Origin of the sequence: Candidatus Planktophila vernalis, assembly GCF_002288185.1 — a bacterium.
Lineage (GTDB): Bacteria > Actinomycetota > Actinomycetes > Nanopelagicales > Nanopelagicaceae > Planktophila > Planktophila vernalis.
In genome coordinates, this window is the sequence record NZ_CP016776.1 from 1,170,831 (window position 1) to 1,195,533 (window position 24,703).

The 24,703-nt window shown below is 45.5% G+C and carries 21 protein-coding genes and 1 tRNA gene; 4 read left to right on the top strand and 18 right to left on the bottom strand.

What is annotated here, in order from left to right; translation table 11 throughout:
* Positions 1–11: 11 nt before the first annotated feature.
* Together A7sIIA15_RS06130 and mfd are read right to left on the bottom strand one after the other, a co-directional pair.
* Complete coding sequence (locus A7sIIA15_RS06130) at positions 12–614, bottom strand: putative periplasmic lipoprotein (RefSeq protein ID WP_095686261.1); 603 nt, start codon at positions 612–614, stop codon at positions 12–14.
* Complete coding sequence (gene mfd, locus A7sIIA15_RS06135) at positions 614–4,084, bottom strand: transcription-repair coupling factor (protein WP_095686262.1); 3,471 nt, start codon at positions 4,082–4,084, stop codon at positions 614–616. Before mfd ends, A7sIIA15_RS06130 begins: the two co-directional genes overlap by 1 nt.
* Before the next feature lie 110 nt (positions 4,085–4,194).
* Here mfd and ppc point away from each other — a divergent pair, with 110 nt between their 5' ends.
* Both ppc and A7sIIA15_RS06145 read left to right on the top strand, forming a co-directional pair.
* On the top strand, positions 4,195–6,915 hold the full coding sequence (gene ppc / locus A7sIIA15_RS06140) for a phosphoenolpyruvate carboxylase (protein WP_095686263.1): 2,721 nt from the start codon (positions 4,195–4,197) through the stop codon (positions 6,913–6,915).
* Positions 6,916–7,098: 183 nt separating this feature from the next.
* A complete protein-coding gene (locus A7sIIA15_RS06145) occupies positions 7,099–7,947 on the top strand; it encodes a cytochrome b5-like heme/steroid binding domain-containing protein (RefSeq protein WP_095686264.1) in 849 nt (282 codons plus the stop codon).
* Here A7sIIA15_RS06145 and pth read toward each other — a convergent pair.
* The 10 genes from pth to rsmI all read right to left on the bottom strand — a co-directional run bounded on the left by pth (position 7,944) and on the right by rsmI (position 16,898).
* Positions 7,944–8,519 carry an aminoacyl-tRNA hydrolase gene (pth, locus tag A7sIIA15_RS06150; protein ID WP_095686265.1) on the bottom strand — a complete coding sequence of 192 codons (576 nt, stop codon included), beginning with the start codon at positions 8,517–8,519 and terminating at the stop codon, positions 7,944–7,946. The genes A7sIIA15_RS06145 and pth overlap by 4 nt on opposite strands.
* Positions 8,520–8,536: 17 nt before the next feature.
* Complete coding sequence (locus A7sIIA15_RS06155) at positions 8,537–9,157, bottom strand: 50S ribosomal protein L25/general stress protein Ctc (protein ID WP_095686266.1); 621 nt, start codon at positions 9,155–9,157, stop codon at positions 8,537–8,539.
* A 149-nt stretch (positions 9,158–9,306) separates the two neighbouring features.
* The gene (locus A7sIIA15_RS06160) at positions 9,307–10,287 is read right to left on the bottom strand and encodes a ribose-phosphate diphosphokinase (protein ID WP_095658021.1); all 981 of its coding nucleotides are present in this window, start codon (positions 10,285–10,287) and stop codon (positions 9,307–9,309) included.
* Positions 10,288–10,290: 3 nt separating this feature from the next.
* Positions 10,291–11,709 carry a bifunctional UDP-N-acetylglucosamine diphosphorylase/glucosamine-1-phosphate N-acetyltransferase GlmU gene (glmU, locus tag A7sIIA15_RS06165; protein WP_095686267.1) on the bottom strand — a complete coding sequence of 473 codons (1,419 nt, stop codon included), beginning with the start codon at positions 11,707–11,709 and terminating at the stop codon, positions 10,291–10,293.
* A 16-nt stretch (positions 11,710–11,725) separates the two neighbouring features.
* Positions 11,726–11,800, bottom strand: a tRNA-Gln gene (locus A7sIIA15_RS06170).
* A gap of 52 nt (positions 11,801–11,852) precedes the next feature.
* Positions 11,853–12,767 carry a 4-(cytidine 5'-diphospho)-2-C-methyl-D-erythritol kinase gene (locus A7sIIA15_RS06175; protein ID WP_095686268.1) on the bottom strand — a complete coding sequence of 305 codons (915 nt, stop codon included), beginning with the start codon at positions 12,765–12,767 and terminating at the stop codon, positions 11,853–11,855.
* Between the two features lie 21 nt (positions 12,768–12,788).
* Positions 12,789–13,631 carry a 16S rRNA (adenine(1518)-N(6)/adenine(1519)-N(6))-dimethyltransferase RsmA gene (rsmA, locus tag A7sIIA15_RS06180; RefSeq protein WP_190279126.1) on the bottom strand — a complete coding sequence of 281 codons (843 nt, stop codon included), beginning with the start codon at positions 13,629–13,631 and terminating at the stop codon, positions 12,789–12,791.
* Positions 13,628–14,488 carry a TatD family hydrolase gene (locus A7sIIA15_RS06185; RefSeq protein WP_095686270.1) on the bottom strand — a complete coding sequence of 287 codons (861 nt, stop codon included), beginning with the start codon at positions 14,486–14,488 and terminating at the stop codon, positions 13,628–13,630. The genes rsmA and A7sIIA15_RS06185 overlap by 4 nt, the downstream gene beginning before the upstream one ends.
* A gap of 5 nt (positions 14,489–14,493) precedes the next feature.
* Complete coding sequence (gene metG, locus A7sIIA15_RS06190) at positions 14,494–16,059, bottom strand: methionine--tRNA ligase (protein WP_095686271.1); 1,566 nt, start codon at positions 16,057–16,059, stop codon at positions 14,494–14,496.
* Positions 16,056–16,898: a 16S rRNA (cytidine(1402)-2'-O)-methyltransferase gene (gene rsmI, locus A7sIIA15_RS06195; RefSeq protein ID WP_095686272.1), complete on the bottom strand. Its 843-nt coding sequence runs from the start codon at positions 16,896–16,898 to the stop codon at positions 16,056–16,058. The genes metG and rsmI overlap by 4 nt, the downstream gene beginning before the upstream one ends.
* Before the next feature lie 51 nt (positions 16,899–16,949).
* Between rsmI and A7sIIA15_RS06200 the strand changes: the two genes are divergently transcribed.
* Positions 16,950–18,224 (top strand): dolichyl-phosphate-mannose--protein mannosyltransferase, encoded by a 1,275-nt coding sequence (locus A7sIIA15_RS06200; RefSeq protein ID WP_095686273.1) that lies wholly within the window; start codon positions 16,950–16,952, stop codon positions 18,222–18,224.
* Here A7sIIA15_RS06200 and A7sIIA15_RS06205 read toward each other — a convergent pair whose 3' ends face one another.
* From A7sIIA15_RS06205 to A7sIIA15_RS06215, 3 genes are read right to left on the bottom strand one after another with little or no spacing between them, the layout of a single operon-like run.
* A complete protein-coding gene (locus A7sIIA15_RS06205; protein WP_095686274.1) occupies positions 18,225–19,001 on the bottom strand; it encodes a hypothetical protein in 777 nt (258 codons plus the stop codon).
* Between the two features lie 48 nt (positions 19,002–19,049).
* Positions 19,050–19,628: a GNAT family N-acetyltransferase gene (locus tag A7sIIA15_RS06210; RefSeq protein WP_095686275.1), complete on the bottom strand. Its 579-nt coding sequence runs from the start codon at positions 19,626–19,628 to the stop codon at positions 19,050–19,052.
* A gap of 8 nt (positions 19,629–19,636) precedes the next feature.
* A complete protein-coding gene (locus tag A7sIIA15_RS06215) occupies positions 19,637–20,548 on the bottom strand; it encodes a molybdopterin-binding protein (protein WP_095686276.1) in 912 nt (303 codons plus the stop codon).
* Between the two features lie 68 nt (positions 20,549–20,616).
* On the opposite strand from A7sIIA15_RS06215, the gene A7sIIA15_RS06220 reads away from it, so the two are divergent.
* The gene (locus A7sIIA15_RS06220; RefSeq protein WP_095686277.1) at positions 20,617–21,165 is read left to right on the top strand and encodes a 5-formyltetrahydrofolate cyclo-ligase; all 549 of its coding nucleotides are present in this window, start codon (positions 20,617–20,619) and stop codon (positions 21,163–21,165) included.
* Here the strand turns inward: A7sIIA15_RS06220 and A7sIIA15_RS06225 are convergent.
* The 3 genes from A7sIIA15_RS06225 to A7sIIA15_RS06235 are packed head-to-tail and all read right to left on the bottom strand — an operon-like array spanning position 21,155 to position 24,674.
* Positions 21,155–22,300: an acyl-CoA dehydrogenase family protein gene (locus tag A7sIIA15_RS06225; RefSeq protein ID WP_095686278.1), complete on the bottom strand. Its 1,146-nt coding sequence runs from the start codon at positions 22,298–22,300 to the stop codon at positions 21,155–21,157. The two genes, A7sIIA15_RS06220 and A7sIIA15_RS06225, sit on opposite strands and share 11 nt — an antisense overlap.
* The gene (locus A7sIIA15_RS06230) at positions 22,300–24,147 is read right to left on the bottom strand and encodes a bifunctional copper resistance protein CopD/cytochrome c oxidase assembly protein (protein ID WP_095686279.1); all 1,848 of its coding nucleotides are present in this window, start codon (positions 24,145–24,147) and stop codon (positions 22,300–22,302) included. The genes A7sIIA15_RS06225 and A7sIIA15_RS06230 overlap by 1 nt, the downstream gene beginning before the upstream one ends.
* Positions 24,144–24,674 (bottom strand): copper resistance CopC family protein, encoded by a 531-nt coding sequence (locus A7sIIA15_RS06235; protein WP_095686280.1) that lies wholly within the window; start codon positions 24,672–24,674, stop codon positions 24,144–24,146. Before A7sIIA15_RS06235 ends, A7sIIA15_RS06230 begins: the two co-directional genes overlap by 4 nt.
* Positions 24,675–24,703 lie beyond the last annotated feature (29 nt).

Genomic DNA, 24,703 nt, shown 5'->3' on the forward strand with positions numbered 1-24,703 from the left:
CGCCTAAATCTTTACTCTGTTGGAGTTACAGCAGTACCTGCTGCATCTGAGGCAACAATGTCGGCAATTGTGGGATCCCACTTGCCATAACGTGGGTTAACAGTCACACCTAGTTCTTTAGCTTTAGCAACAACAAGCTTTGAAATTTGTGCACCCATGTCAGCTTCACTTACTCCTGCAGCTGTTAGTGCTTGAGTAATCTTGTCTGAAAGTGAAATCGCTTCGATGTATTGATCAAAATCCTTTGGAGCAATTCCTGCACCAACAAGTGCGTTTGGAAGTGCTTCTTCCCCACCTACCTGGTCAATAATGCTTTGGCGGCGTGTATCAATTTCTGCCTTTGAGACTGAAAGTTTGATTTCTTTTCCAACTTCACGCAGTAGAGCAGTCAACAAGTGAAAACGAAGTTGACCACGGTTGAGAACTTCACCAGTTTCTAGTTGCATTTGTGAAGTGTCAACACCTTGGCGCGCAGCAAGAATTGCATCAATGCTGCCTTGCACTGTGGCTTGTGAAATCTTTGTACTGCCTAGAGTTGCTGCAGAACCAACTTGGGAACATCCAGTTAGTAGGAGCGTGGTTGCAACGGCTACAAGGGCCAGAATCTTCTTCACTATGAACTCACTTTCGGTGCTTCGCTAAGTTGGTTAACTGCCTCGACGACCCAGGCCAGAAGAGAAGTATCCACTATCTCAGGCTCATTCTGAGACGGATTCCACGCGGGGCCTTTGGCTAATGCAACTAAAACGGTGCGAGTAGCCGGTTTATAGAGTGAACCTGGATATAAACGTGACAGACGCAACTGTCGTGACTCAGGCAGAGTTAAGGGAGCTAATCGCAAGTATTTTCCTTGAATAACTACTTCAGTTAATTTGGCAATCTTTGCTTGTGCTCGAAGTTGGGCAACTCCCAACAGTGCGACAGCTTCCTCAGGTAATTCTCCGAAACGATCAAGTAGTTCAGCGCGAATTGATTCAACATCTAGCGGATTTTTCACATCAGCTAAACGGCGATAGAGATCAAGACGCAATCTCTCCCCCGGAACATATTCACTAGATAAATGGGCATTAATTGGAAGTTCGACTTTGCACTCTGAAACCTTTTCTTCGGTTTCAATAATTCCCTGTTTGTAATCTTGGACTGCCTCGCCGACCATGCGCATGTATAAATCAAAACCAACATCTGCGATGTGGCCAGATTGTTCTCCGCCCAAAAGATTTCCAGCTCCGCGAATCTCTAAATCTTTAAGTGCTACACGCATTCCAGAACCCAGTTCAGTATTTGCCGCGATAGTTGTTAATCGATCATGGGCTAACTCTGAGAGTGGTTGGTCGGCTGGATATAAGAAGTAGGCATAAGCACGTTCACGGCCACGACCCACACGCCCACGTAGCTGATGAAGTTGAGACAGACCAAACATGTCAGCCCGTTCAACGATGAGTGTGTTGGCATTCTGAATATCTAAACCACTTTCAACAATTGTTGTGCAAACAAGAACATCAAAGTCACGGTTCCAGAAAGCCAGAATCACATCTTCGAGTGCGCCTTCACTCATCTGTCCGTGTGCCACACGAATACGCGCCTCTGGCACTAACTCTTGCAACCTAGCTGCTGCGCGATCAATGCTTTCAACGCGATTGTGTAAGTAGAAAATCTGTCCATCACGTAAGAGTTCACGGTGAATAGCAGCAGTTATCTGCGCCTCTTCTGCTGGGCCCACATAAGTAAGGATTGGGTGGCGCTCTTCAGGCGGAGTAGTAATCGTGGACATTTCACGAATGCCAGTTACTGCCATCTCAAGAGTTCTAGGAATAGGTGTAGCCGACATAGCTAATACGTCCACAGTGGTTCGAAGCTTCTTTAAGGATTCTTTCTGCTCCACACCAAAGCGTTGTTCTTCATCCACGATAACAAGACCTAAATCTTTAAAGGCCACATCGTTAGAGAGAATTCGGTGGGTTCCAACAACAACATCAACAGTTCCTGCAGCAAGGCCATCAATAACCTCTTTGCTCTCTTTGGCGCTGTTAAAGCGAGACATTCCTGCAACCTTTAATGGAAAGCCTGCATAACGTTCAGCAAATGTCTTTGTGTGCTGTTGTACTAATAATGTTGTTGGAACAAGGACAGCTACTTGCTTTCCATCTTGCACCGCTTTAAAGGCTGCGCGAATTGCAATCTCGGTCTTTCCATAACCCACATCACCACAGATGATGCGATCCATGGGATATGGACGCTCCATATCGGCCTTGACATCATTAATGGTTGATAGCTGATCAGGAGTTTCAATGTATGAAAAAGAATCTTCTAATTCGCGCTGCCAAGGTGTGTCAGGTGAAAAGGCAAAGCCTGGAGAACTTGTGCGGGCTGCATATAGGCGAATGAGTTCGCCTGCGATTTGGCGCACAGCTTTACGTGCACGGCCCTTAGCTTTTTGCCATTCACCACTACCAATACGGTGCACGGTTGGTGTTTCACCACCGACATATTTACTGACTTGCTCAAGTGCATCTGTTGGAACAAATATGCGATCACCTGGTTGACCACGCTTGGCAGGTGCGTATTCAATGATTAAGTATTCGCGGGTTACTCCAGCAACTGTGCGCTCTAATAATTCAACATAGCGTCCAATTCCATGTTGTTCATGCACAACAAAATCACCAGCACGAAGCTCTAGTGGATCAATAGCCTGCTTTCGCTTTGTGGGCATGCGTTCTGAATCTTTAACGCTTCCCTTACTGCCAGTTAAATCTCGCTCAGTCATGAAAAGGATTTGATGGGCTGCGCTTTCAAAACCATGAGCAATGATTGAGGTTGTTAAGTGAATTGTTCCTTTTGTAGGTGTAGCTAGTAACTTCTCATTTATCTGCACTGGTAAATCAGCAGATCTGAATATTCCTGCATATCTCTCAAGCATTCCGTGACCATGAGTTGCAAAGACCACTGTGAAATGAGATTCCACAGCATTTCGTAACTGTTCAATAGTGCGCTCAATGTCCCCGCGCATCGGATCTATCGCGTTGTAATCTAAGAACTCTGTGTCCTCGGCTAAATCGCTACCAAATGGTGAAAGAGAACCTGTGGCCACCTTGTGCTCAGAAATCTCTGCGCTTAACTCTTCCCACGACATATATGTTCCAGAGCCATCGTGAATCGGTGCTACTGCCCCATGTGCTGCATTACTCCATGACGCATTTAAGAATTCTTCATTTGTTGCGAGTAAATCAGAAGCTCTTGATTTAATCCGCTCTTCATCTATGAAAATAATCTGGGTGTTAGATGGCATTCTAGAAATAATCGTTTCAGTCTCATCAATAAGCAAGGGAATGAGTGATTCCATACCTTCAAAACTAACGCCTTCGCTAATCTTTTCTAGGAGCTCTGCTGCTGCCGGCAAAGAATCTTTTAGTTCAATGGCACGGTGTCGAATTTCTTTCATAATGAGAAGTTCTCGGCAAGGATAAATCTGAATGGCACCAACAACTGGCTTAAAGGTGCGTTGATTAGCCACTTCAAAATAGCTCATATCTTCAATCTCATCACCAAAGAAATCGATACGGATTGGATAATCTGCAAGCGGTAGGAACAAATCTACGATTCCACCGCGCACAGCGAATTCGCCTCGGCGTTCAACTAAATCGGTGCGTGTATAGGAAAGTGATGAAAGGTGGCGAACAAGTTTATCCAGAGATTGTTCTTTACCAATTTCTAACTCTAAAAGTGCATCCTTACCTAATGTTGCAATGATGCGATGGATGGCACCGCGAACAGGTGTAACAACAATTGGAAATGCAGATTGTTTTTTCTCTAACTCATAAAGAGTTTGAATTCTCTTAGCAACGGTGTCACTTCGCGGGCTCAAGCGCTCATGCGGCAGGGTTTCCCATGCAGGGAACTCAACAACATTGTTATGTAGCTCGCGAAGTTCATTAACAAGATCTTCACTGCTGCGGCTAGAACTTGTAACAACAAGTAAAGGGTGATCGGCAGCGCGAGCTGCCAATAGAAATGGATATATCGGTGAAGGTGCCACGATATGAGATGCCTCTAACTGCGTTGGCAGCGAAGAAATTAAGCCACGCACAAGTACACCTCCCTATAAACGCCGTTAGGCCCCGTTCCCAAAAGGGAGGGGGCTAATGGCTTCATTCTAATTTGTTCGCACCACCTGCGGCGACCTGAGAGGATTACCCAATGAAATCCAGCGGATCGGGCGGTGCAGTAGCAGCAGATGATGCTGCTTTGCGTAGCGATGTCCGCAAACTCGGTGATTTACTGGGCCAGACCTTGGTGCGCCAAGAAGGTCCTGAGCTTTTAGAGCTCGTTGAAAATGTGCGCAAAGCTGTCCGCGAAGGTCAAGGCGAAGAATTACTCGCATCTTTATCTGTTGAAGATTCAGTGCAGTTGGTGCGCGCATTTAGTACATATTTCAATTTAGCAAACGTTGCAGAGCAAGTTCACCGTGCACGTGTTTTAGCCGAAGCTCGCGCTGATGGCGGATCATGGTTAGCACGCGCTGTAGATAAAATCGAAGCAGCTTTAAAATCTCAAACACCTGGGCATGAATTAAACAGCGAAGAGATTTCTGGCTGGATTAATGAGATGTCAGTACGCCCAGTCTTTACGGCCCACCCAACTGAGGCGGCTCGTCGTTCAGTTCTGAGTAAATTGGGACAGGTTGCAGATTTACTCGAAGATGGACGCAATCCTTCTCAAGCAGATCGCTTAGCTGAAACTATTGATTTGCTCTGGCAAACCGATGAACTTCGTGTTGGCCAACCCGAACCACTTGATGAAGCCATGAATGCTCTTTATTACTTGGATGATTTATTCCTGCAAACAGTTCCTGAAGTTCTCAATGACTTTGCACGTGAAATGAATCGCATTGACGTTGTTGTTCCTGTGACAGCACGTCCGCTTTCTTTTGGCAGCTGGATTGGTGGAGATAGAGACGGTAACCCAAATGTGACCGCACAAGTCACTAACGATGCGATGCTTCTACAGGTTGCGCATGCAATTCGCGTAACAATTGACACGATGAATTCACTGCGCCAAGTACTTTCAATCTCAACAAGAATCATTGGCGCTACGCCAGAGCTAACTGCTTCGGTTGAGCAGGATTTAAAGCACATCCGCGAATTTGAACCACGTTTCTTGCGCCTTAACGCTCAAGAGCCTTATCGCTTAAAAGCCACAGCAATTGTGCATCGCCTTGCATTCACACGTGAACGCCATGCAAAAGGTGCTGCCCATGTTGCTCATCGCGATTATGCAGATACAGATGAGCTTCTTAAAGATTTAATGCTCATGCGTGATTCACTCTTTGCTCATAAAGGTGAACTCATTGCAACAGGCCTACTTGAGCGCACAATCCGCACAGTTGCAGCCTTTGGAATTACCCATGCCACTATGGATGTTCGTGAGCACTCTGATGCTCATCACCACGCTTTAGCGCAGGCATGCGGTATTGCCGGATACATTGAAAAACCACATGAAGAAAAGTTTGAAATCCTCACTGGATTCTTAGCAGCTGATAGCAATCTTGATATCACTGGTTTAGATGCCAATGGTCAAAAAACCCTTGATACTTTCTTTGCTATTGCAGATCTCATTGATCGTTTTGGCTCACAGGCAATTGAGACATACATCGTCTCTATGACTAAGGGCGCTGATGATTTAATCGCTGCCGTTGTTCTTGCCCAACAGGCTGGTCTAGTTAATTTGAAGAACAAGAAAGCACGCATTGGCTTTGCTCCGTTGCTAGAAACAGTTGCAGAACTGCGGGCAGCAGGTGAGATTCTTGAAAAGCTTTTAAGTAATCCCGCCTATCGTGCACTTGTGGCACTACGCGGAGATGTCCAAGAAGTGATGTTGGGTTATTCAGATTCTAATAAAGATGCAGGTATTGCAACTAGCCAGTGGGAAATCCACCGAGCACAACGCTCTTTGCGCGACATCGCAATGAAGCACGGTGTGAAACTGCGTTTGTTCCATGGTCGCGGCGGTTCTGTTGGCCGTGGTGGTGGACCAACATATGAAGCTTTAGTTGCACTTCCTTGGGGTTCAGTTGATGGTCAAATCAAAATGACTGAACAAGGCGAAGTAATTAGCGATAAGTACGCACTTGCTTCCCTTGCCCGTGAAAACATTGAATTAACTCTGGCCGCTTCATTAGAAGCAACAGTGCTCAACCGTGGGCCACGTCAATCAGTTGCAAATCTACAAAGCTGGAATGAATGCATGCAATTGGTTAGTGATCGCTCATTTACTGCTTACCGCGCACTTGTTGATCACCCGGATCTACCTGCTTATTTCTACGCATCTACTCCAGTAGAACAACTCGGAAATCTCTTCTTGGGTTCACGTCCATCGCGTCGACCTGATGCAAGCAGTGGCCTTGGTTCACTTCGCGCTATCCCATGGGTATTTGGATGGACACAATCACGCCAGATTGTTCCTGGATGGTTCGGTGTGGGATCTGGATTAAAGGCAGCACGCGAGGCAGGTAAAACAGATGTTTTGCAAAAGATGCTCGGTGATTGGCACTTCTTCCACACTTTCATTAGCAATGTTGAAATGACTTTAGCTAAGACTGATTTAGCCCTTGCGCGCCGCTACGTTGAAACTTTGGTCCCTCAAGAGCTTCATCATTTCCTCGATCAGATCCAGGCTGAGTTTGATTTAACTGTGGAAGAAATATTGAAGTTAACGAATAAGAAATCATTACTGGGAGATCAAGAAATCTTGGCTCGCACATTACAAGTCCGTGATGCTTATCTTTCACCAATCCACTTGCTGCAAATCAACTTGCTCAAGCGCGTGCGCGATGCTGGAGATTCTGCAGACCCACTATTGCGCAGAGCTTTGCTGCTCACTATTAACGGCGTTGCTGCAGGACTTAGAAATACAGGTTGATTGAGAATTAAAGGCGTTACTTCTCATATTGAAAGTTTGGGGCTAGCACTCATAAATTCTTAGAGCAATAGCCCTTTATGTTTTTAAAGCCTACAATCCTGGGGGATTTCTCAGATGGATTTGCTTATTAATTCCCACACGGCTACTGTGAAAATACATATGAGCCTTAAGGGAGATTATTAAGTGTTTGATTTGATTACAGGATTGCCTATTCATCCACTCATTAGTCATGCCGTGGTTGTGCTTGTTCCGTTGGCTGCAGTTGGCGCCTTAATACTCACCTTTAGAGTTACATGGCGAGCTACTTACTTGCCCCTAGTTTTAATAGCAACCTTACTTTCACTCATGAGTGCTTATATCGCCACCCAATCTGGTGAAGCTTTATCTTCAAGGGTGGGCTTACCCAAATCTCATTCAATCTTAGGTGAGCGCTTAGCTTTAGCCGTATTGATATTTTCCATCACACTTTCCACTTGGTTTGTAATTGAAAGATCAAAGAGCTTGCGCACCAAAATGCCTAAGTTAATGCAACAACTTGTTAAAGCGTTGGTTCCAGTTACTGCGATTATGAGTTTGACTCTCACGGTTTTGGTGGGTCACTCAGGAGCTGAGACAACCTGGAAATCTAGAATTGCCCAAACACAGGCAGTTACATTAGAAAATTCTGCCTCAACCGTAGTTGCTCCAGCTGGGGGTGTGAATTTATCAACCTCTGAAGTTAAAAGCCATAACTCAAAATCTGATTGTTGGAGCATTGTTAATGGCAAGGTTTACAACCTGACTACCTATGTTCAGAGTCATCCGGGTGGGGCAGGCGTTATTGCAAGTATTTGCGGAAAAGATGGCACTAACGCATTTACTAACCAACACAATACCCAAGGTAAACCAAACTCTGTGTTGAGTGGATTCTTATTAGGCTCTGTCGGTGAATCAATAACAAAAGAGACAGTACAAAAAGTTATTGCGCCACCAGCTTCGAGCAAGGGGAATGAATCTAACGAAGAATCTGATGAAGAAGGCGATGAGGATTAAGAGTTATAACGCGTTTGTGTTCGCTCTAAACCTTCATTAATCAAAGATTCAACAACATCTGCCCCACGAACAATAAATTCACCTAAATCTTTTTGTTCCACTTTTGAAAAAGCTTTTAATACGAAATCACCTGGATCTTGTTCGCCCATAGGACGGCCAATTCCTAATCTCACGCGGTAATACTCTGCGGTGCCAAAAGCTGAAGTCATTGATTTAAGACCGTTGTGGCCATTGTCCCCGCCAGCGATTTTGGTGCGGATGGCTGCAAAAGGAATATCTAATTCATCATGGAGTGCAATAACTTTTTGTGGTTCCACAGAATAAAAGTTAGCAAGGGCTTTAATCGGCCCACCAGTCTCATTCATAAATGAATGTGATTTAGCAACAATAACTGGGTGCGCATCAACACCAACACCTAACTTAAAGGCTGCGATGTGTGTGCGGGATTTGTGTGAAGATAATTTAACGTTGTGGCGACTAACTAATTCATCAATGACCATCTGGCCCACGTTGTGACGGGTGGCAGCGTATTTATCGCCTGGATTGCCCAGGCCCACTACCAACCACGTCATAACGGTAAGCGTAAGGGTTAAGCGTCCTTCTTTTCTGCATCTGCTGCAGGTGCTGCCGCATCAGTTGCTGCTGCTACTGGAGCAACAACCTCTTCAACTGCTGTGGACTTCTCAGACAAGTGAACAACGATTGTCTTTGGATCAGACTCAAGTTCAACGCCTGCTGGAAGCTTCACATCTGATGCATAACGAGATTCACCAGAGTGCATTCCTTCAATACTTACTTCTAGGAAGCTTGGGATTGCTGTTGCTTCAACGCGAACTTCAATTGAGTTGTGAACGTGCTCAAGGATTCCATCGCGATCGTGCTCACCAATTGCGTGAACAGGAACTGAAACAACAACCTTCTCACCGCGACGAACTAGAACTAGATCGACGTGCTCAAGGATTTGCTTGAGTGGGTGGCGAACAATTGCCTTTGGAAGTGTGAGTTCTGTCTTTCCATCAATTGAGATGTCAAGCAATACGTTTGACTGCTTCAGAGCAACGCCGAGTTCGCGTGCTGGAAGTGTGATGTGTTGTGGCTTTTCACCGTGACCGTAGATGACGGCAGGAACCAAACCATCGCGACGTGCACGACGTGATGCGCCCTTACCAAATTCGGTACGACGTACGCCGTTGATGCTGATTTCTGCCATTTTAAATCTCCTCTAGATAACTTCGGTGTCTGCACAAAGTTCCGATGAGGAGTTAAGTCCTTAAGCCGTCGATTACGGAAGTAAATTCTTACCCTCGCCGGAACAAAGCGAACAATATCTGCGAGGGGCGCTTTGAAGCAAATCCCCGCTTAGGAATGCCCGTCAAAGAGGGAGGTGACCGATCCATCTTCAAATACCTCGCGGATGGCGCGGGCTAGAAGTGGAGCAATCGATAGGACTGTGAGTCCATCAAATTTTTGATCTTCTGAGATCGGCAGAGTATTTGTCACAACAACTTCTGAGGCTCGAGAGGATCGTAGGCGCTCAACTGCTGGACCTGAGAAGACAGCATGTGTTGCGGCGATGATGACATCTGCTGCGCCTGCATCAAAGAGAGCTTCGACTGCTTTAGTAATTGTGCCTGCAGTGTCGATCATGTCATCGATAACTACGCAAGTCTGTCCTTGAACATCACCAACCACACGGCCCGTTGTTGATTCATTTGGGATGCGTGGATCACGGGTTTTATGAATAAATGCGATTGGGCAACCACCGAGTAGATCTGACCAACGCTCTGCAACTCGTACTCGACCAGAGTCTGGAGAGACGATTGTTAAGCGTGTGCGATCTACTTTGCTACCAACATAGTTAGCCAGCATTGGAAGTGCGAAGAGATGATCTACAGGACCATCAAAGAAACCTTGAATCTGTGAAGTGTGTAAATCAACGCACATCAATCGATCAGCACCTGCAGTTTTAAAAAGATCGGCCATCAATCGCGCAGTAATTGGTTCGCGTCCACGACTCTTCTTATCTTGACGTGCATAACCATAAAAAGGTGCAACAACTGTGATGCGCTTTGCAGATGCGCGCTTTAAAGCATCGACCATGATGAGTTGTTCCATGATCTGCTTGTTCACTGGAGTTGTGTGGCTTTGAATTACAAACGCATCGCAACCGCGAACTGATTCTTCGAAGCGAACAAAGATTTCGCCATTTGCAAAGTCATATGCTGAAGTTGGGGTAAGTGGAATACCAAGCTCTGATGCAACTTCATCAGCTAATTCAGGAAATCCGCGGCCTGCAAAAAGACGTAATCTCTTTTCAGAAGATAAACGGATCTCGCTCATTTATTAGCCCTTCTTCTCTTTAGCTTCGGCGGCCTGTGCTGACTTGGAACCAGCGCGCTTGCGCATGACCCAACCTAATACATTTCTCTGCTTAGCTCTGCCAACTCCAATCGCGCCTGCAGGAACATCTTCAGTAATGACAGATCCAGCGGCGGTATATGCCCCATCTCCCACAGTTAGTGGTGCAACCAACATTGTGTCGCTACCGATTCGGACATGATCTCCGATAGTGGTGTGGTGCTTCTCAACCCCGTCATAGTTAACAAAGATTGTCGCAGCACCGATATTGCTGCCTTCGCCAATGGTGGCATCGCCAACATAGGAAAGATGTGGAACTTTTGAGCCGGATCCAACTGTTGCATTCTTCATTTCAACAAATGCCCCAGCCTTAGTTGCATCACCAAGGACTGTTCCTGCGCGCAAATATGTAAATGGGCCAACAGTTGAGCCTTCGCCAATGACGCTGTCGGCAGCGATTGATTCAAGTACAGAAGCGCCTTCTTTTACTTGGCAGTTGGTCAGGGTTGTGCGAGGCCCAATGGATGCGCCCTGGGCAATAGTTGTTGTTCCATAAATTGCACTGCCTGGATGAATAGTCACATCTGAAGAGATTGTGGCAGTTGCATCAATCCAGGTTGTTGTTGGATCAATAATTGTCACACCGGCGCGCATCCATTCATCATTAATGCGATCGCGAAGAAGGGCTGCAGATTCAGCTAACTGAACTCGGTCATTTACGCCAAGAATTTCAGTGAAATCATCAATCATGATTGCTGCAACTGATGCACCTTCACCTTTTAGGATTCCAATAACATCAGTTAAATACAGCTCGCCTTGGGCGTTGGAGTTATTGAGCTTTCCAATAGAGGCCGCTAAAGCTGCTCCATCAAAGGCATACACACCAGAGTTAATCTCAAAGATAAAGCGCTGATCATCTGTGGCATCTTTTTCTTCAACAATTTTTAAGAGCTCATCAGAATCATCTCGAATAATGCGGCCATAACCTGTTGGATCTGGGTGTTCTGCAGTTAGAACTGAGGCTGCAAACTTTCCTGCATTATGTGCAGCGATAAATGCAGCAAGTGATTCACCGGTAAGCATGGGTGTGTCACCAGCTAAAACCAATACCGTGCCTTTAGGTGTTGAACCTGCGAGCGCTAACTGCGCAGCATGTCCTGTGCCACCACGGCGCTCTTGAAAGACTATTGACGCCTTTGGTGCAATGTGAGAGATATGTTCTTCAACTAATTCACGGCCAGAGCCCACAACAATGCGAACTTCTTTAGCTTTTAGGTGATCAACTGCGTGTAAGACATGTCCAAGTAACGAACGTCCTGCAACGCTATGGAGAACTTTGGCTTTTGCCGATTTCATCCGTGTGCCTTCGCCAGCTGCGAGAACGATCACGGTTTCTACGGTCACAGGTGAATCCTATCGGTGGCTCCGCCACCAGGTATCGATCCTGGACCCTGGGCTTCAAAGGCCCATGTGCTAGCCACTACACAATGGCGGAACACGTATTCTCCCTCATAAATGGGCATGGTTGTGACCACATTGCACCTTCTTTACGAGATTACTTTTGCCCCAGCCACTGGGCCATATGCGCGAACAACGCTGCCCACTACTCCGCTAGAGGTCAATGCCACCGTTAAATCAAGTCCAGCTTCCTCATCGGCAACTAGAAAAGCAACGGTTGGCCCTGATCCTGAGACTAACGCCCCTAGCGCTCCATACTCCTGGCCTACATCTAGAACCAATCGCAAAGCTGGACGCAATGAACATGCTGCTGGTTGCAAATCATTAATTAAGTGCGCACCTACTGATTCTGCATCAGCTGCAAGTAATGCCTGCATGAGAGCTTCGTTTGTTTGTGGTTCAACAATTTCAAGTCCAGTTCGCAAGCGATCACACTCTGCATAAACGGCAGGAGTTGATAAACCATGTGTGGAAAGTGCGAGTACCCAGTGATAAGTGCCGCGAGATAGTGCAGAAGTTAACTGATCACCATGGCCCGTGCCAATTGCAGTTCCACCATTTAACATGAAGGGAACATCGCTACCTAACTTTGCGGCAATATCTGCCATCTCTTCACGGCTCATGCCCAGTGAATATAAATAATCAATTGCAACGATTGTTGCTGCAGCATCTGCGCTACCGCCAGCCATTCCACCTGCAACTGGAATGGATTTCTTAATTTCAATGTGTGCATCAATTTCAATGTCATATTCTTCTGCCATCAGCGCTGCAGCTTGAGCCGCTAAGTTATTAGCATCTGCTGGCACACCATGGGTCTGTTCCCCAGTAATTGAAACAGTAACGCCAGATTTTGGTTGTCCAAGAGAAAGTGTTACTTCATCAAAAATCGAAATGGCTTGAAATACCGAAACAAGATTATGGAAACCATCTTCCTCACGCGGGCCAACTGATAGTTGCAGGTTGACCTTTGCCGGCACCCGAACCGTCACGTTTTTTATTGGCATGGTTTGACCTTAATACGTTGGCTAGAAAATGTCAGGTGCAACGGCTGCGATGGCACAAAAACCAGCGATCTCTAAAGCTTCACCGCGAAGGGTTGGGTCAATCTTTGCGCGCATAAGAATCTCTTCAGCCGCAGAAGAAGAGCCATAGAGGCTAGAAAGAGCCGAACGCAGCATCTTTCTGCGCTGAGCAAAGGCTGCATCAATGATTGTGAATACTTTGCGACGTAGTTCTTCATCCCCAGGTGTTTGCCGTCTGGTGAATGAGACAAGTTTTGAATCAACGTTAGGTGCTGGCCAAAATACTGAACGCGAGACAGATCCCGCACCTTTTACTTCTGCCCACCAGGCTGCTTTAACCGAAGGGATTCCATAATCTTTTGTGCACGGCTTTGCAGCTAAGCGATCGGCAACTTCTGCTTGCACCATAACCACGCCTGTGCGCAGTGATTCAAACTTTTCAAGCAAATGCAGCAGCACAGGAACTGAGACGTTATAGGGCAAATTTGCTACTAACACCGTTGGGTTAACTGGCAAAGTTTGAATAGTGAGTGCATCTTGATTAAGGACAGTCAGATTTTCTGGATGTTCAAAGTGATTTGCAACTGTTATCGGAAGTTGACCAGCTAAACGCGGATCAATTTCAACTGCCACAACCGATGCAGCGCTTTCAAGTAAAGCTAAGGTCAAAGAACCTAGACCTGGGCCAATCTCAAGTGCGATATCAGTTGGGCCTACTGCTGCTGTGCGCACAATCTTTGTGCAGACATTTGAGTCAATAACAAAGTTTTGTCCAAGGGATTTAGAAGGCTTTAAATCTAACGCCGCTGCAAGCTCGCGGATTTGCGCTGCTCCTAATAATGTCATGAGGCAAATGAGCCAAATAAACGCTCGGCGTTATTGCCAAGAGCTGTTGCTAACTCGCCAAGATCTGCATCTCGCTCAGTAGCCATTGCCCGCACAATGTTTGCAATCTGAGCAGGAGTATTAAGTGCTCCGCGATGTGGCATAGGTGCAAGGAAAGGAGAATCTGTTTCAACGAGTAGTTGATCAATGGGAACTAACTTCACTGCCTCGCGCAAGGCAGGGGCATTTTTAAAGGTCAACGTGCCAGCAAATGAGAGGACATAGCCACGCTCTATGCAAGTCTTTGCCATCGCTACATCACCTGAAAAGCAGTGAAAGATAACCTTTTCTGGGGCTCCAACTTCAAGTAAGACTGAGAGAACATCATCGTGTGAGTCACGATCATGAATAACTAAAGCCTTGCTAGTTTTCTTAGCTAACTCAATATGCCACTTAAAGGATTCCTGTTGGCGTGCACGAAGCTCTGGTGGTGTGCGAAAGTAATCAAGTCCTGTCTCACCAATTGCCCGAACACGTGGATGCTCTGCCAATTGAGCAATCACCGCCCAATCAGCTTCTAGGTTCTCAACTACTGGTGCTTCATTCGGGTGCAGAGCAACGGCTGCTAAGACTGAGGTGTTCCACTTTTCTGCTGCAGCCACACACCAAGCTGATTGCTCTGCCGAATAACCCACTTGCATAATTCGATCAACGTTTACGCTTTTAGCTTCAGCGATTACTTCTGCCACCTCAGGTGAATCTGGCGCAGTATCAGTAATGATCTCCATATGCGCATGCGCATCAACTGTTGGAGCAGGAAGTGGTTCTGGTAGAGGTGCCCGCTGACGATCTATATCGCGGTTGTGGCGATCAGCCATATTTGTTAAGCGTTGGTTTCTAAGCGAGGGAAAAGCACTGGAGTTTTAGTAATCGTGGCACCTGGTGGTAATTGCCCCCACGTTGCAACATCAGAGATCTTTTGCGCACCAAGATCTCCTAATGATGCTTGAGCACCCAAACTGCTCCATAAAATCTCACATGTTTGTGGCATCACTGCATTGAGTAATACCGCAAGTGCGCGCAAAGACTCTGCTGTGTTATACAAAACATCTTCAAGGATCTGTTGGTTAGCAGGATCTTTAGCAAGAATCCATGGTTCTTTCTCTGTTACATAACCATTTACTTTCTTGCAAAAATCCATAATCGCAAGGATTCCACCTTGGAAATCTAAGTCACAGATTGCGGCATCGGCCTTTGTTGCTGCCTCTTTTAGCGCGCTCTCAAGCCCAGCATCATTGCTTTTAGCTGGCAATACGCCACCGCAATACTTCTCAACCATTGCTGCTGAGCGAGATGCGAGGTTTCCGAAGTCATTTGCAAGCTCTGATGTGTATCTGGCAGACATGTCTTCCCATGAAAAAGAGCCATCGGTACCAAAAGGAATAGCACGTAGGAAGTAATAACGGAAAGCATCAACACCAAAGTGATCTGTGATGTCTTTTGGTGCAATTCCAGTCAACTTACTCTTACTCATCTTTTCGCCGCCAACTAGTAGCCAGCCATGAGCAAATACCTTCTTAGGAACATCTAAACCTGCAGCCATAAGCATTGCTGGCCAGATAACAGCGTGAAAGCGCAAAATATCTTTACCAACTAAGTGAACATCTGCTGGCCAAGTCTGAGCAAATTTCTTGCCGCCTTCACTATCTAGTGCATCAGTTAAACCAACTGCAGTTGCATAGTTAAGAAGTGCATCAAACCAAACATAGACAACCTGGTCAGTATCCCAAGGAACAGGGATTCCCCAGTCAAAAGTTGAACGAGAGATTGAAAGATCTGTAACGCCACCTTCTAAGAATGAAACAACTTCATTGCGCGCACTTTCAGGTTGGCACGCATCTGGGTTCTTGCGGTAGTGCTCGAGCAATGGTTCGACGAAAGCTGAAAGTTTAAAGAACCAGTTATTTTCATTGACTAGTTCAATTGGCTTGCTATGAATTGGGCAGCATTTCTTACCATCAATTTCAATGAGGTCGCCAGGAAGCTTGAACTCTTCACAACCAACACAATAAGGACCTTCATATTTTCCTGCATAAATATGACCAGAGTCTTTAAGGGATTGCAAGAACTTTTGAACACGTTCTGTATGGCGCTTTTCAGTTGTGCGAATGAAATCATCATTAGCAATATTGAGCGCCTGCCAATTAGGTTTCCACGCATCTTGTACTAAGCGATCAACCCAGGCTTGTGGGGCAGTGTTATTTTCCTCTGCGGTGCGCATAACCTTTTGGCCATGCTCATCTGTGCCAGTTAAAAACCAGACTGATTCACCTTTTTGACGATGCCAACGAGTTAACACATCACCGGCAACCGTCGTATAGGCATGGCCAATATGCGGTGCATCGTTGACGTAATAAATCGGCGTCGTTAGATAAAAGGACTTAGTCACTTGCTCATCTTATTCGCATCGACCACTGCGGCATAAACCAACCGCTTTGCAATTGAGAATTCAGCGGCAACAGAGGCGATAGCCCCTTTGCGATCCATGCCTGCAGCTTCAAATTCACGAACTCGGGCCACCATTTCATCAGCAGTCATTGCTGCTGAATCCAGGACTGCGCCTTGAATTACGAGAGTGATCTCACCAAGAACTTCATTGGTCTCTGCCCACGTTGAAAGTTCAGAGAGTGTTCCACGGATTGTCTCTTCATAATGTTTTGTCATCTCGCGACAAATTGCACCTTTGCGTTCTGCGCCAAAAACAGATTGCGCATCTGAGAGAGAATCAGCCAAACGATGTGGGGCTTCAAAGAAAACCATCGTGCGCTCTTCATGGCGCAGTTTTTCAAATGTTGCTAATCGTGCTCCAGCGCTGCGTGATGGAAAACCTTCAAAAGTAAATCGGTCAGTTGGTAATCCAGATAGAGCAACAGCCATCGTTACTGCGCTGGGTCCTGGAATAACAGAGACTTCAAGACCTCGAGCAATAGCTTCGCGCATCAACCTAAAACCAGGATCACTTATCGTTGGCATACCTGCATCTGAAACAACTAGAACATGAGCGCCAGCTGCTAATTCATTTAACAGTTCAGCAGTTCGCTCATCTTCATTGCCTTCAAAGAAGGAAAGTATGCGGGCCGTGAAAGTAACTCCAAGATCTGAACACAAACGGTGAAACCTTCTGGAATCTTCAGCGGCAATAATTGTGGCATCTTCGATGGCCGTTTTTAAGCGCGCGCTTGCATCGGCTGGATTACCCAACGGGGTCGCTGCCAATATCAATGCCATGGGTCCATCATCTCAGTAATTTCGCAGCGATTTGCGCATACGATTACACACATGATTGCCGCTATCGCCCCGATCCTTATAGCGATTGCCTCCCTTGCGATTCGATTAATCAACCTGGCAACACCTAAGGGCTTTGTTTTTGATGAGGTCTATTACGTTGATGGAGCTAGAGATTTCTTGAAATACGGCGTGGAAGTTAGTGGCTCAAAGCCGGAGTTCATTGTGCATCCCCCAGTTGGTAAATGGCTTATAGCAAGCGGTATCCAACTCTTTGGCGATAATGAATTTGGTTGGCGCTTTGCCACTGCAATCATTGGAACACTTCTCATTCTGCTCTTTGCCCGCTTAGTTCATGTGCTGTTTTACTCACCGCTATTAACTGCCATAGGTGCATTCTTAATGGCGTGTGATGGATTAGTGCTTGTTCATTCAAGAACTGCATTACTTGATTTGTTCTTAACTTTCTTTGTTCTCTTAGCGATTTATCTCTGGCACCAACAAAGACATTGGTTGGCAGCAATTGCAATTGGTTTGGCGATGGGCTGTAAATGGAGCGCTGTTTATTTCTTGGTCGCGATGGTTTTCGTCTCTCTCTACAAGATTTTTTCGGAGCACCCTTCTAAAGATTTAATTCGACCAACAGTAATGAAATTCATTCAATACGGATTCCTCCCTGTCGCTGTTTACATCACTTCATGGGCTGGTTGGTTTCTCAGTGATCGTGGTTGGGATCGTCAATGGTCTTCAAATTCATTTGCATCATGGATTCACTACCACTCACAGATGTTGGGCTTTCATACTGGTTTGACCGAGAAACATTCTTACCAAGCAAATCCTTGGAGTTGGATGATTATGGGAAGACCAACTTCCTTTTTCTATGAATCACCAAAGGGTTGCGGCAGTGATAACTGCGCACAGGAAGTGTTAGCAATTGGTACACCGCTTCTATGGTGGGCGGGAACAATTGCTGTTTCAGTTGTTATTGGTTTTTGGTTACGCAGCTTGTTTAAGCGTACGACTGAGCCTGCCTTAAATTTGATTGTGCTTGGAATGGCTGCTGGTTACCTGCCATGGTTCTTCTTCCAATCCCGCACAGTATTTACTTTCTACGCAATAGTTTTCGAGCCATTCATGATTCTGGCTCTTGTGTATTGCGCAAAACTATTGCTTGATAGCTCTTTAAAGGCAGGTATCTCGCAAGGTTTAGTTGCAGCTTTTGTAACAGTAATCCTTTTAAACTTTGTGTATTTCTACCCAATTTTCACAGGCGAAATAATCACATACGAAGCATGGTTGCAACGTATGTGGATGAATTCTTGGATATAGCTATTCGTTAGAAGCGCGGGCTTGCTTAAGACGCTCAACTGCTTCATCAGCTAGTTGTTGATCAAAGATTTCATCACGTGAAGGTGAAGCAGCGGCTAGCGCTTCACGCTCTAAGCGCTCTTGTTCTTCACTCCAAGCCCCAGGAATAGTTAAATCAATAACGCGCTTAGGAATAATTGCCTTAGGTGCACTGACATAGGTTGGAGCTGGTACTTCTGAAGGTTCCCACGTTTGGCGAACCGCTGCAGTTCCCTTTGGCAATATAACAACACCTTTGAGTTCACGCTCTGAGAGTGGAATCCAATGTTCTTGTGAAGCCTTAGGTGTTACTACTTCAGCCAAGTTTGTTGCTGAAACACCAGTTGTGCGACGGTGAAGTTGCTGCACACGTCGGTATTGAATCTTGTCGGCAATTGTTTGACGACGAACGCTTGCAACATAAATCAAAATTCCAGTTGCAGGAACCAATGAGTAAATAAAAGGCATCGTATTCATGAAACCACCCACAAGTGTTGTAGTTAGGGAACCAGTTAAAACAAAAAACATAATGCGTCTGCGCATAAGGAGTTGTGCGATTTTTGCTTCACGATCTAAATCAATATGAATTGATCCGCTTCCAGAAGTTCCATGTGGCGATGAAGTTGCGACAACAATCAATGCACTCTTAAATCGCTCAACAGATTTTCCAGAAAACTCGTTGCGGTCATGGATCCAACGGGGTGCAAAATATGCGACCCACATACCGATGATCGCTAAATAGATAAGTCCGGAAGCCATGATGGACAAAGATAAAGGATTGGACCTGCAGAACTTGGGATTTAGAGCCTACTTAATGGCGGGATTTTCTTTTACGAATACGACATGGTCTCGCCAATTTCCAGCGATATGTAAATAACGGGGACGTTCACCTTCAAAGATGTAGCCAGCTTTCTCAGCTACTCGCCTTGAGGCTGCATTTTCTGGCCGTAAATTGATTTCAATTCGATGAAGATTCAGCGCAGAAAATGAATACTCAGTTAGAGCCGTTACCGCTTGCGTCGTAAAGCCCCTATTTGAATAGTTCTTATCAATCCAATATCCAATATGGCCACCTCGCATTGCGCCAAGAATTACTCCCCCGAGTGAAATCTGCCCAATTAAATTGCGCTGATGCCAGATAGCAAATGAAAATGAGCGGCCACTTCGAGCCTCAGAGTTAAGGGTTCGCACCATTTCAAAGTAAGAAGGTAGACGGCTGGCGTTTTCTGCCGCATCCCCAGGAATCAAGGGAATTGTCGCCTCCCAGGGAGATAACCAATCACGATTTTCAGCACGGACATTATTCCAACGAGGGCGATCTCTAAATCTCAATGCCTGCAGAGTTAGATCTTCACTCTTTAGTACTACCGGCCACGAATAAGTCATCAGAGGACTTAAATGTATCTGCGCTCTAAAATTACAACAGTTACTTCATCGCCAGCTTTTAAACTTACATCTTTTTCACCCACGGCGATAAAAGCAGATGCATCTGAAAGTGTTGAGATTTCCTCTTGATGCGTCAGTGGAGTTACCGATTTCCCATCTTCAGACAGGGCGGCGCGAATATAGGAGCGCATACCTTCGCTAGATTCAATCGCTTTTTCTAACTTAGCCTTAACACTTGGACGATGGATTGTTGCTGCGCCTAACATCGTGCGAATCATTGGGCGAACAAAGAGTTCAAATGAAATATAAGCCGCGATTGGATCTCCAGGAAGAGTAATAATCGGAGTCTTGTCAGGACCAATAAGTCCAAAGTTATGTCGACCGCTCATCTCTATTGCCATGTCCACCGTAGTAATTTCGCCCATGTTAGAAATAGTTCGTGTGATCAAGTCAAATGAATCATCATGGCGCTCACCGCTAATAATTATTAAGTCAGCACGTACTAATTGGTCTTCAATTAAGTTCTGTAGCTGGGCTTCATCATCTGGGATTGAGTGCACGCGATAAGCAACTGCGCCAACTTCACGCACAGCAGTTGTAAGCATCCACGAGTTAGTCTCGAATTCTTCATCATCTTTAAGTGTCTTACCTGGTTCAACTAAATCTGGACCAGCTGACATCACCACAACACGTGGGTGTGGTCTTGTTGGTAAGTGATCGAGCCCGATTGATGCAGCTAAGCCAATCTGAGTTGAGCGGATTCTAGATCCGGCTTTCATTACCAAGCGCTCTCCTGCAAAGACATCTTGTGACAACGTCGCGCCATGGGCATCAAGTAATGGCATTTCAAAAGAATCAAGAGGTTTGCAAATCGCTATAAGTGAGGTCAAAAACTCATCTACCCGCGTGTGCTCTGCCATAATCACACCATACTTGTTGTGGTCATCAATCTTTGGGATTTAGGCGTGGAAAGCGGAGGGCGGAAGCAATGAATCAGAACACACTCAAGAAGCAGTTGCGAGATCGCTATCGCCGTGAACGGGTTCAAAAGTTCATTCCTACCAATTTCAATGTAATTCTGAAAGCTCCAGAAATAGTCAGTGCCACAACAATTTGCTCATACTTTTCATATGCCCAAGAACCCAGCACAGATGAAATCAACAAAGCATTCTTGGCAGATGGCAAAAGACTTTTACTCCCCCGAGTCAATGGATTAATCATTGAATGGGTTCAATGGGATGGAAATCCAACAAATTTGAAGACCACCAAAAACCTGACTGAACCAACTGGACCAGCTGTTACAGACACGAGTGATGTTGGTGCAGTGATCACACCTGCACTTCGAATTGATCAAGAGGGTTATCGAATGGGTCAAGGCGGAGGGTTTTATGATCGCGCATTACCAACTTTGCCTGGTTGGAAGATTGGTTTAGTTCATGCAGGTGAATTAACGAGTGAAACTTTGCCTCGAGAATCTCATGACATACCGCTAGATGCTGCAGCAACACCTTCACTCATCGTCAGATTTAAGCGTTAGGTAAATTGCGCGCCATAACTATTCGCTGAATTTGATTAGTTCCCTCATAAATCTGGGTGAGTTTGGCATCTCGCATCATTCGCTCAACTGGATAATCTGACACATAGCCATAGCCGCCCAAAATCTGGACCGCATCAGTTGTTACCTTCATTGCCACATCACTAGCAAAACACTTACTTGCCGCTGAGAAGAAACGTAGGTCTTTTTCATTGCTCTCACTCTTTGATGCAGCAACATAAGTTAACTGACGTGCAGCTTCAATATTCATCGCCATATCTGCCAACATGAATTGAACGCCTTGGAAGTCGAAAATCTCTTTACCAAACTGCTTGCGCTCATGTGAATACTTGGTCGCAACATCAAGTGCGCCTTGGGCAAGGCCTAGAGCTTGAGCAGCGATAGTGATGCGTGTGTGATCAAGTGTGTTCATTGCTAGTGCAAATCCTTCACCAATTTCGCTGATGCGGCGATCATCTGCAAGCTTGACGTTGTCGAAATAAACTTCACGGGTTGGTGATCCTCTAAAGCCCATTTTCTTTTCTGGTGCACCGAATGAGACACCTGGATCAGATTTTTCAACTACGAACGCAGTGATTCCTTTAGAGCCAAGGGATGCATCGCCTTGAGCAATGACGGTGTAAAACTCTGAAATTCCGGCATTTGAAATCCACTTCTTGCTTCCATTGAGAATCCATCCATCTCCATCGCGCTCAACCTTTGTGCGAAGGGCAGATGCATCAGAGCCTGCATCAGATTCAGATAAGCAATATGAAAAACCTTTACCTTGTGCCAGTTGTGATAACCAGCGTTGCTTCTGATCTTTATTTCCACCCAGCATCAATGGAAGTGAACCAAGTTTGTTAACTGCTGGAATAAGTGATGAAGCGCCGCAAACACGTGCAACTTCTTCAATGATTATTACAACAGCAAGTGCATCTGCACCATCTCCACCGAATTCAGTTGGAACATGGGCTGCAGCTAGACCTGCCTTTTGTAACGCATCTGCTGCCTCTTGTGGGAAGCGATGATCTTCATCAACAGCTTTTGCAAAAGGAGCAATTTCCTTTTCTGCCAAAGCGCGAACGCTGGCACGAAGATCTTTATATTCGCTGGGAATATCAAATAAGTTTTCCATTAGGGTTCATTTCTATCGCGTTGGGCTAAATCATGCAAATACTTGTTATAGGCGGCTAACTCATCTGGCTGACCCATTGCTGCAGATCGTGCGGCATTTTTATCAATTCGGATTGCTTCGCGTGAATCATCCCTAACCCAGCTTACAAAAGTGGCAACCAGAGCGAGAAGTATCGGAACCTCACCCATCGCCCAACCTATTGATCCACCCATGCGCTGATCGGCAAGTAGATCAGTGAGCCATGGTGATTGAAGAGACCCGAAGTGGCCACCATCAATGAGTGTTGTAGTCGACATCAATGCCACTGAGAAGAAGGCATGAATACTCATTGCCGCAAAGAGAATTACGATGCGAACTAAATGTGGAACTCTTCGAGGGTTTGGATCGATTCCAATAATTACATGGAAGAAAAGAATTCCAGCGAGTAGGAAGTGAATGTTCATAAAGAGGTGGCCCACGTGCGATTGCATCATCGAGCCAAATAAATCTGTGAAGTAGAGAGCAAAGAGTGAGCCATCAAAGATAGCCAAAGCAACAATTGGGTTGGTATAGAACACAGCTAACTTCGAATGAAGTGCGGCAAGCAGAGAACCTCTCACACCGCGCTCTTCACTATTTCTACCCTGTGGCAAAGTGCGAAGCGCTAATGTGATTGGCGCTCCAAGCACAATTCCAATCGGTGCAATCATTCCTAAAATCATGTGAGCAACCATGTGATATGAAAAAGCAAAGTTTGCATACAAACCAAGGCCACCACTTGTTGCAAAATCTATTGCTGATATTCCAAGGGCAAATGAGATTGTGCGGCCCACAGGCCACTTGTCACCGCGCTTTGTAAGAACAACGACACCCTTTATATAGAGTGCAACGGCTGTTACCAAGATTCCAATCATTAATGCATCTGGTTCATAACTAAACAAAATTCGACCCCATGTGGGTTCAGCAGGAGTAGAAATTCCTGCAATGGCTAATGCTGGATCAAACTTGGCTGGCTCTGGTCTTGATGGTGCCTGACTTGAAGATAACCATGCACCCATTGCAACGGTTGCAACCATTATCAAGCTCTCTGCAAAGATTAAGCGCGCAAAGCCTTTCCAATTAATAGAGCTGCGCAAAGCCAAATTCTTACGATGTAAATATCCAATAATAATTAAGGTAATCGTTAGAACTACTTTGCCAATTACTACCCATGCATATGCACTGTTCCAGGCCTCTTTGAAATTCAAGCGGGCCCAAGCATTTGCAGTTCCACTTAATACAACAGCAATGGCGGCCCATAAAGCTAATTGGCTAAAGCGTGGAACTGCTACTGGCCTATCCTCTGGTTCCAAAATCGCCAACGTTATTACTCCGCCTACCCAAAGAGATAGCGCAACTACGTGAATTACCAAGGAACCAATAGCTAGCCCATGTGAACCACTTGATGCTGAGTGGCTTTGAAATACAGGTGCGACTAATCCAATGAAGGTAAGGATGAGTAGGGCGATAACTGTGAGGATTTTGTTCACTCGAATTGCTGCAAAGGTGATAACTAGGGCAACAAGTGTTTGAAATAGTAAGTACTGGCCTAAAGTAATTTGTGTGAGGAAAGAGCGCAGAACTGTTGAATCTAAAGCAAATGATAATGGTTGGTCGAGAATCGTTGCTAACGTAAAGAGAATTACTCCGATACTTCCTATGGTCCAAGTGAGGCCTGAAATCCAGAGCATTGTGCGAAGCTTTTTAGCTGAAGTTGAAAGTTTTCCATGGGAATCAAGAAGCAGGAAGCCCATCGCCAATAATGATCCAACTACTGCAAAACTGCCAATAAGGGATAGATATTTAAAAATTGTGCTTAAAGCAATCATCGTTCCCTAAAGAGTTTTCGCGCATAGAGCGCGAGTGCAATCAAGACAAAAAACGCCATAATCAAAAGAAAAATGATAAATATGTTTGTGCCCCAACTACTACTTGCAGGTGTTTGCGATTCTGTTGGAGTGGGTGATGGTTCGTTAGGTGTGATCACAGTTGGTGCAGAGAAATTAAATGTGAATGATCCTTCTAACGGAACTTCACCTTCTGAATACAGTGTGTATGAAACTCTATAAATTCCAGAATCAACAAGAGGTTTCAACCCAATAGTTGCTGAAACATCAGTAAGAGTTAAAGTTCCATCATCAACTCGCACACCGGCTGGATCTGTAACCACTATTTCATTTGCATCAGGAAGTAATGCCTTCTGAGTTGTCAGAGTTACAGACATAGGAGCTGTGGTCACTGTTGAACCACTTATTGGTGAAGTAGTAATAAGTGAGTTTGCACTCGCTGGCATCATGCCAAGAACGCTAATAAGGGTAAAAGCGGCCAAGAATTGGCGGACTCGAGTGATTTTCACTTAGATCTCCTTCACAACTTGGACCTTAA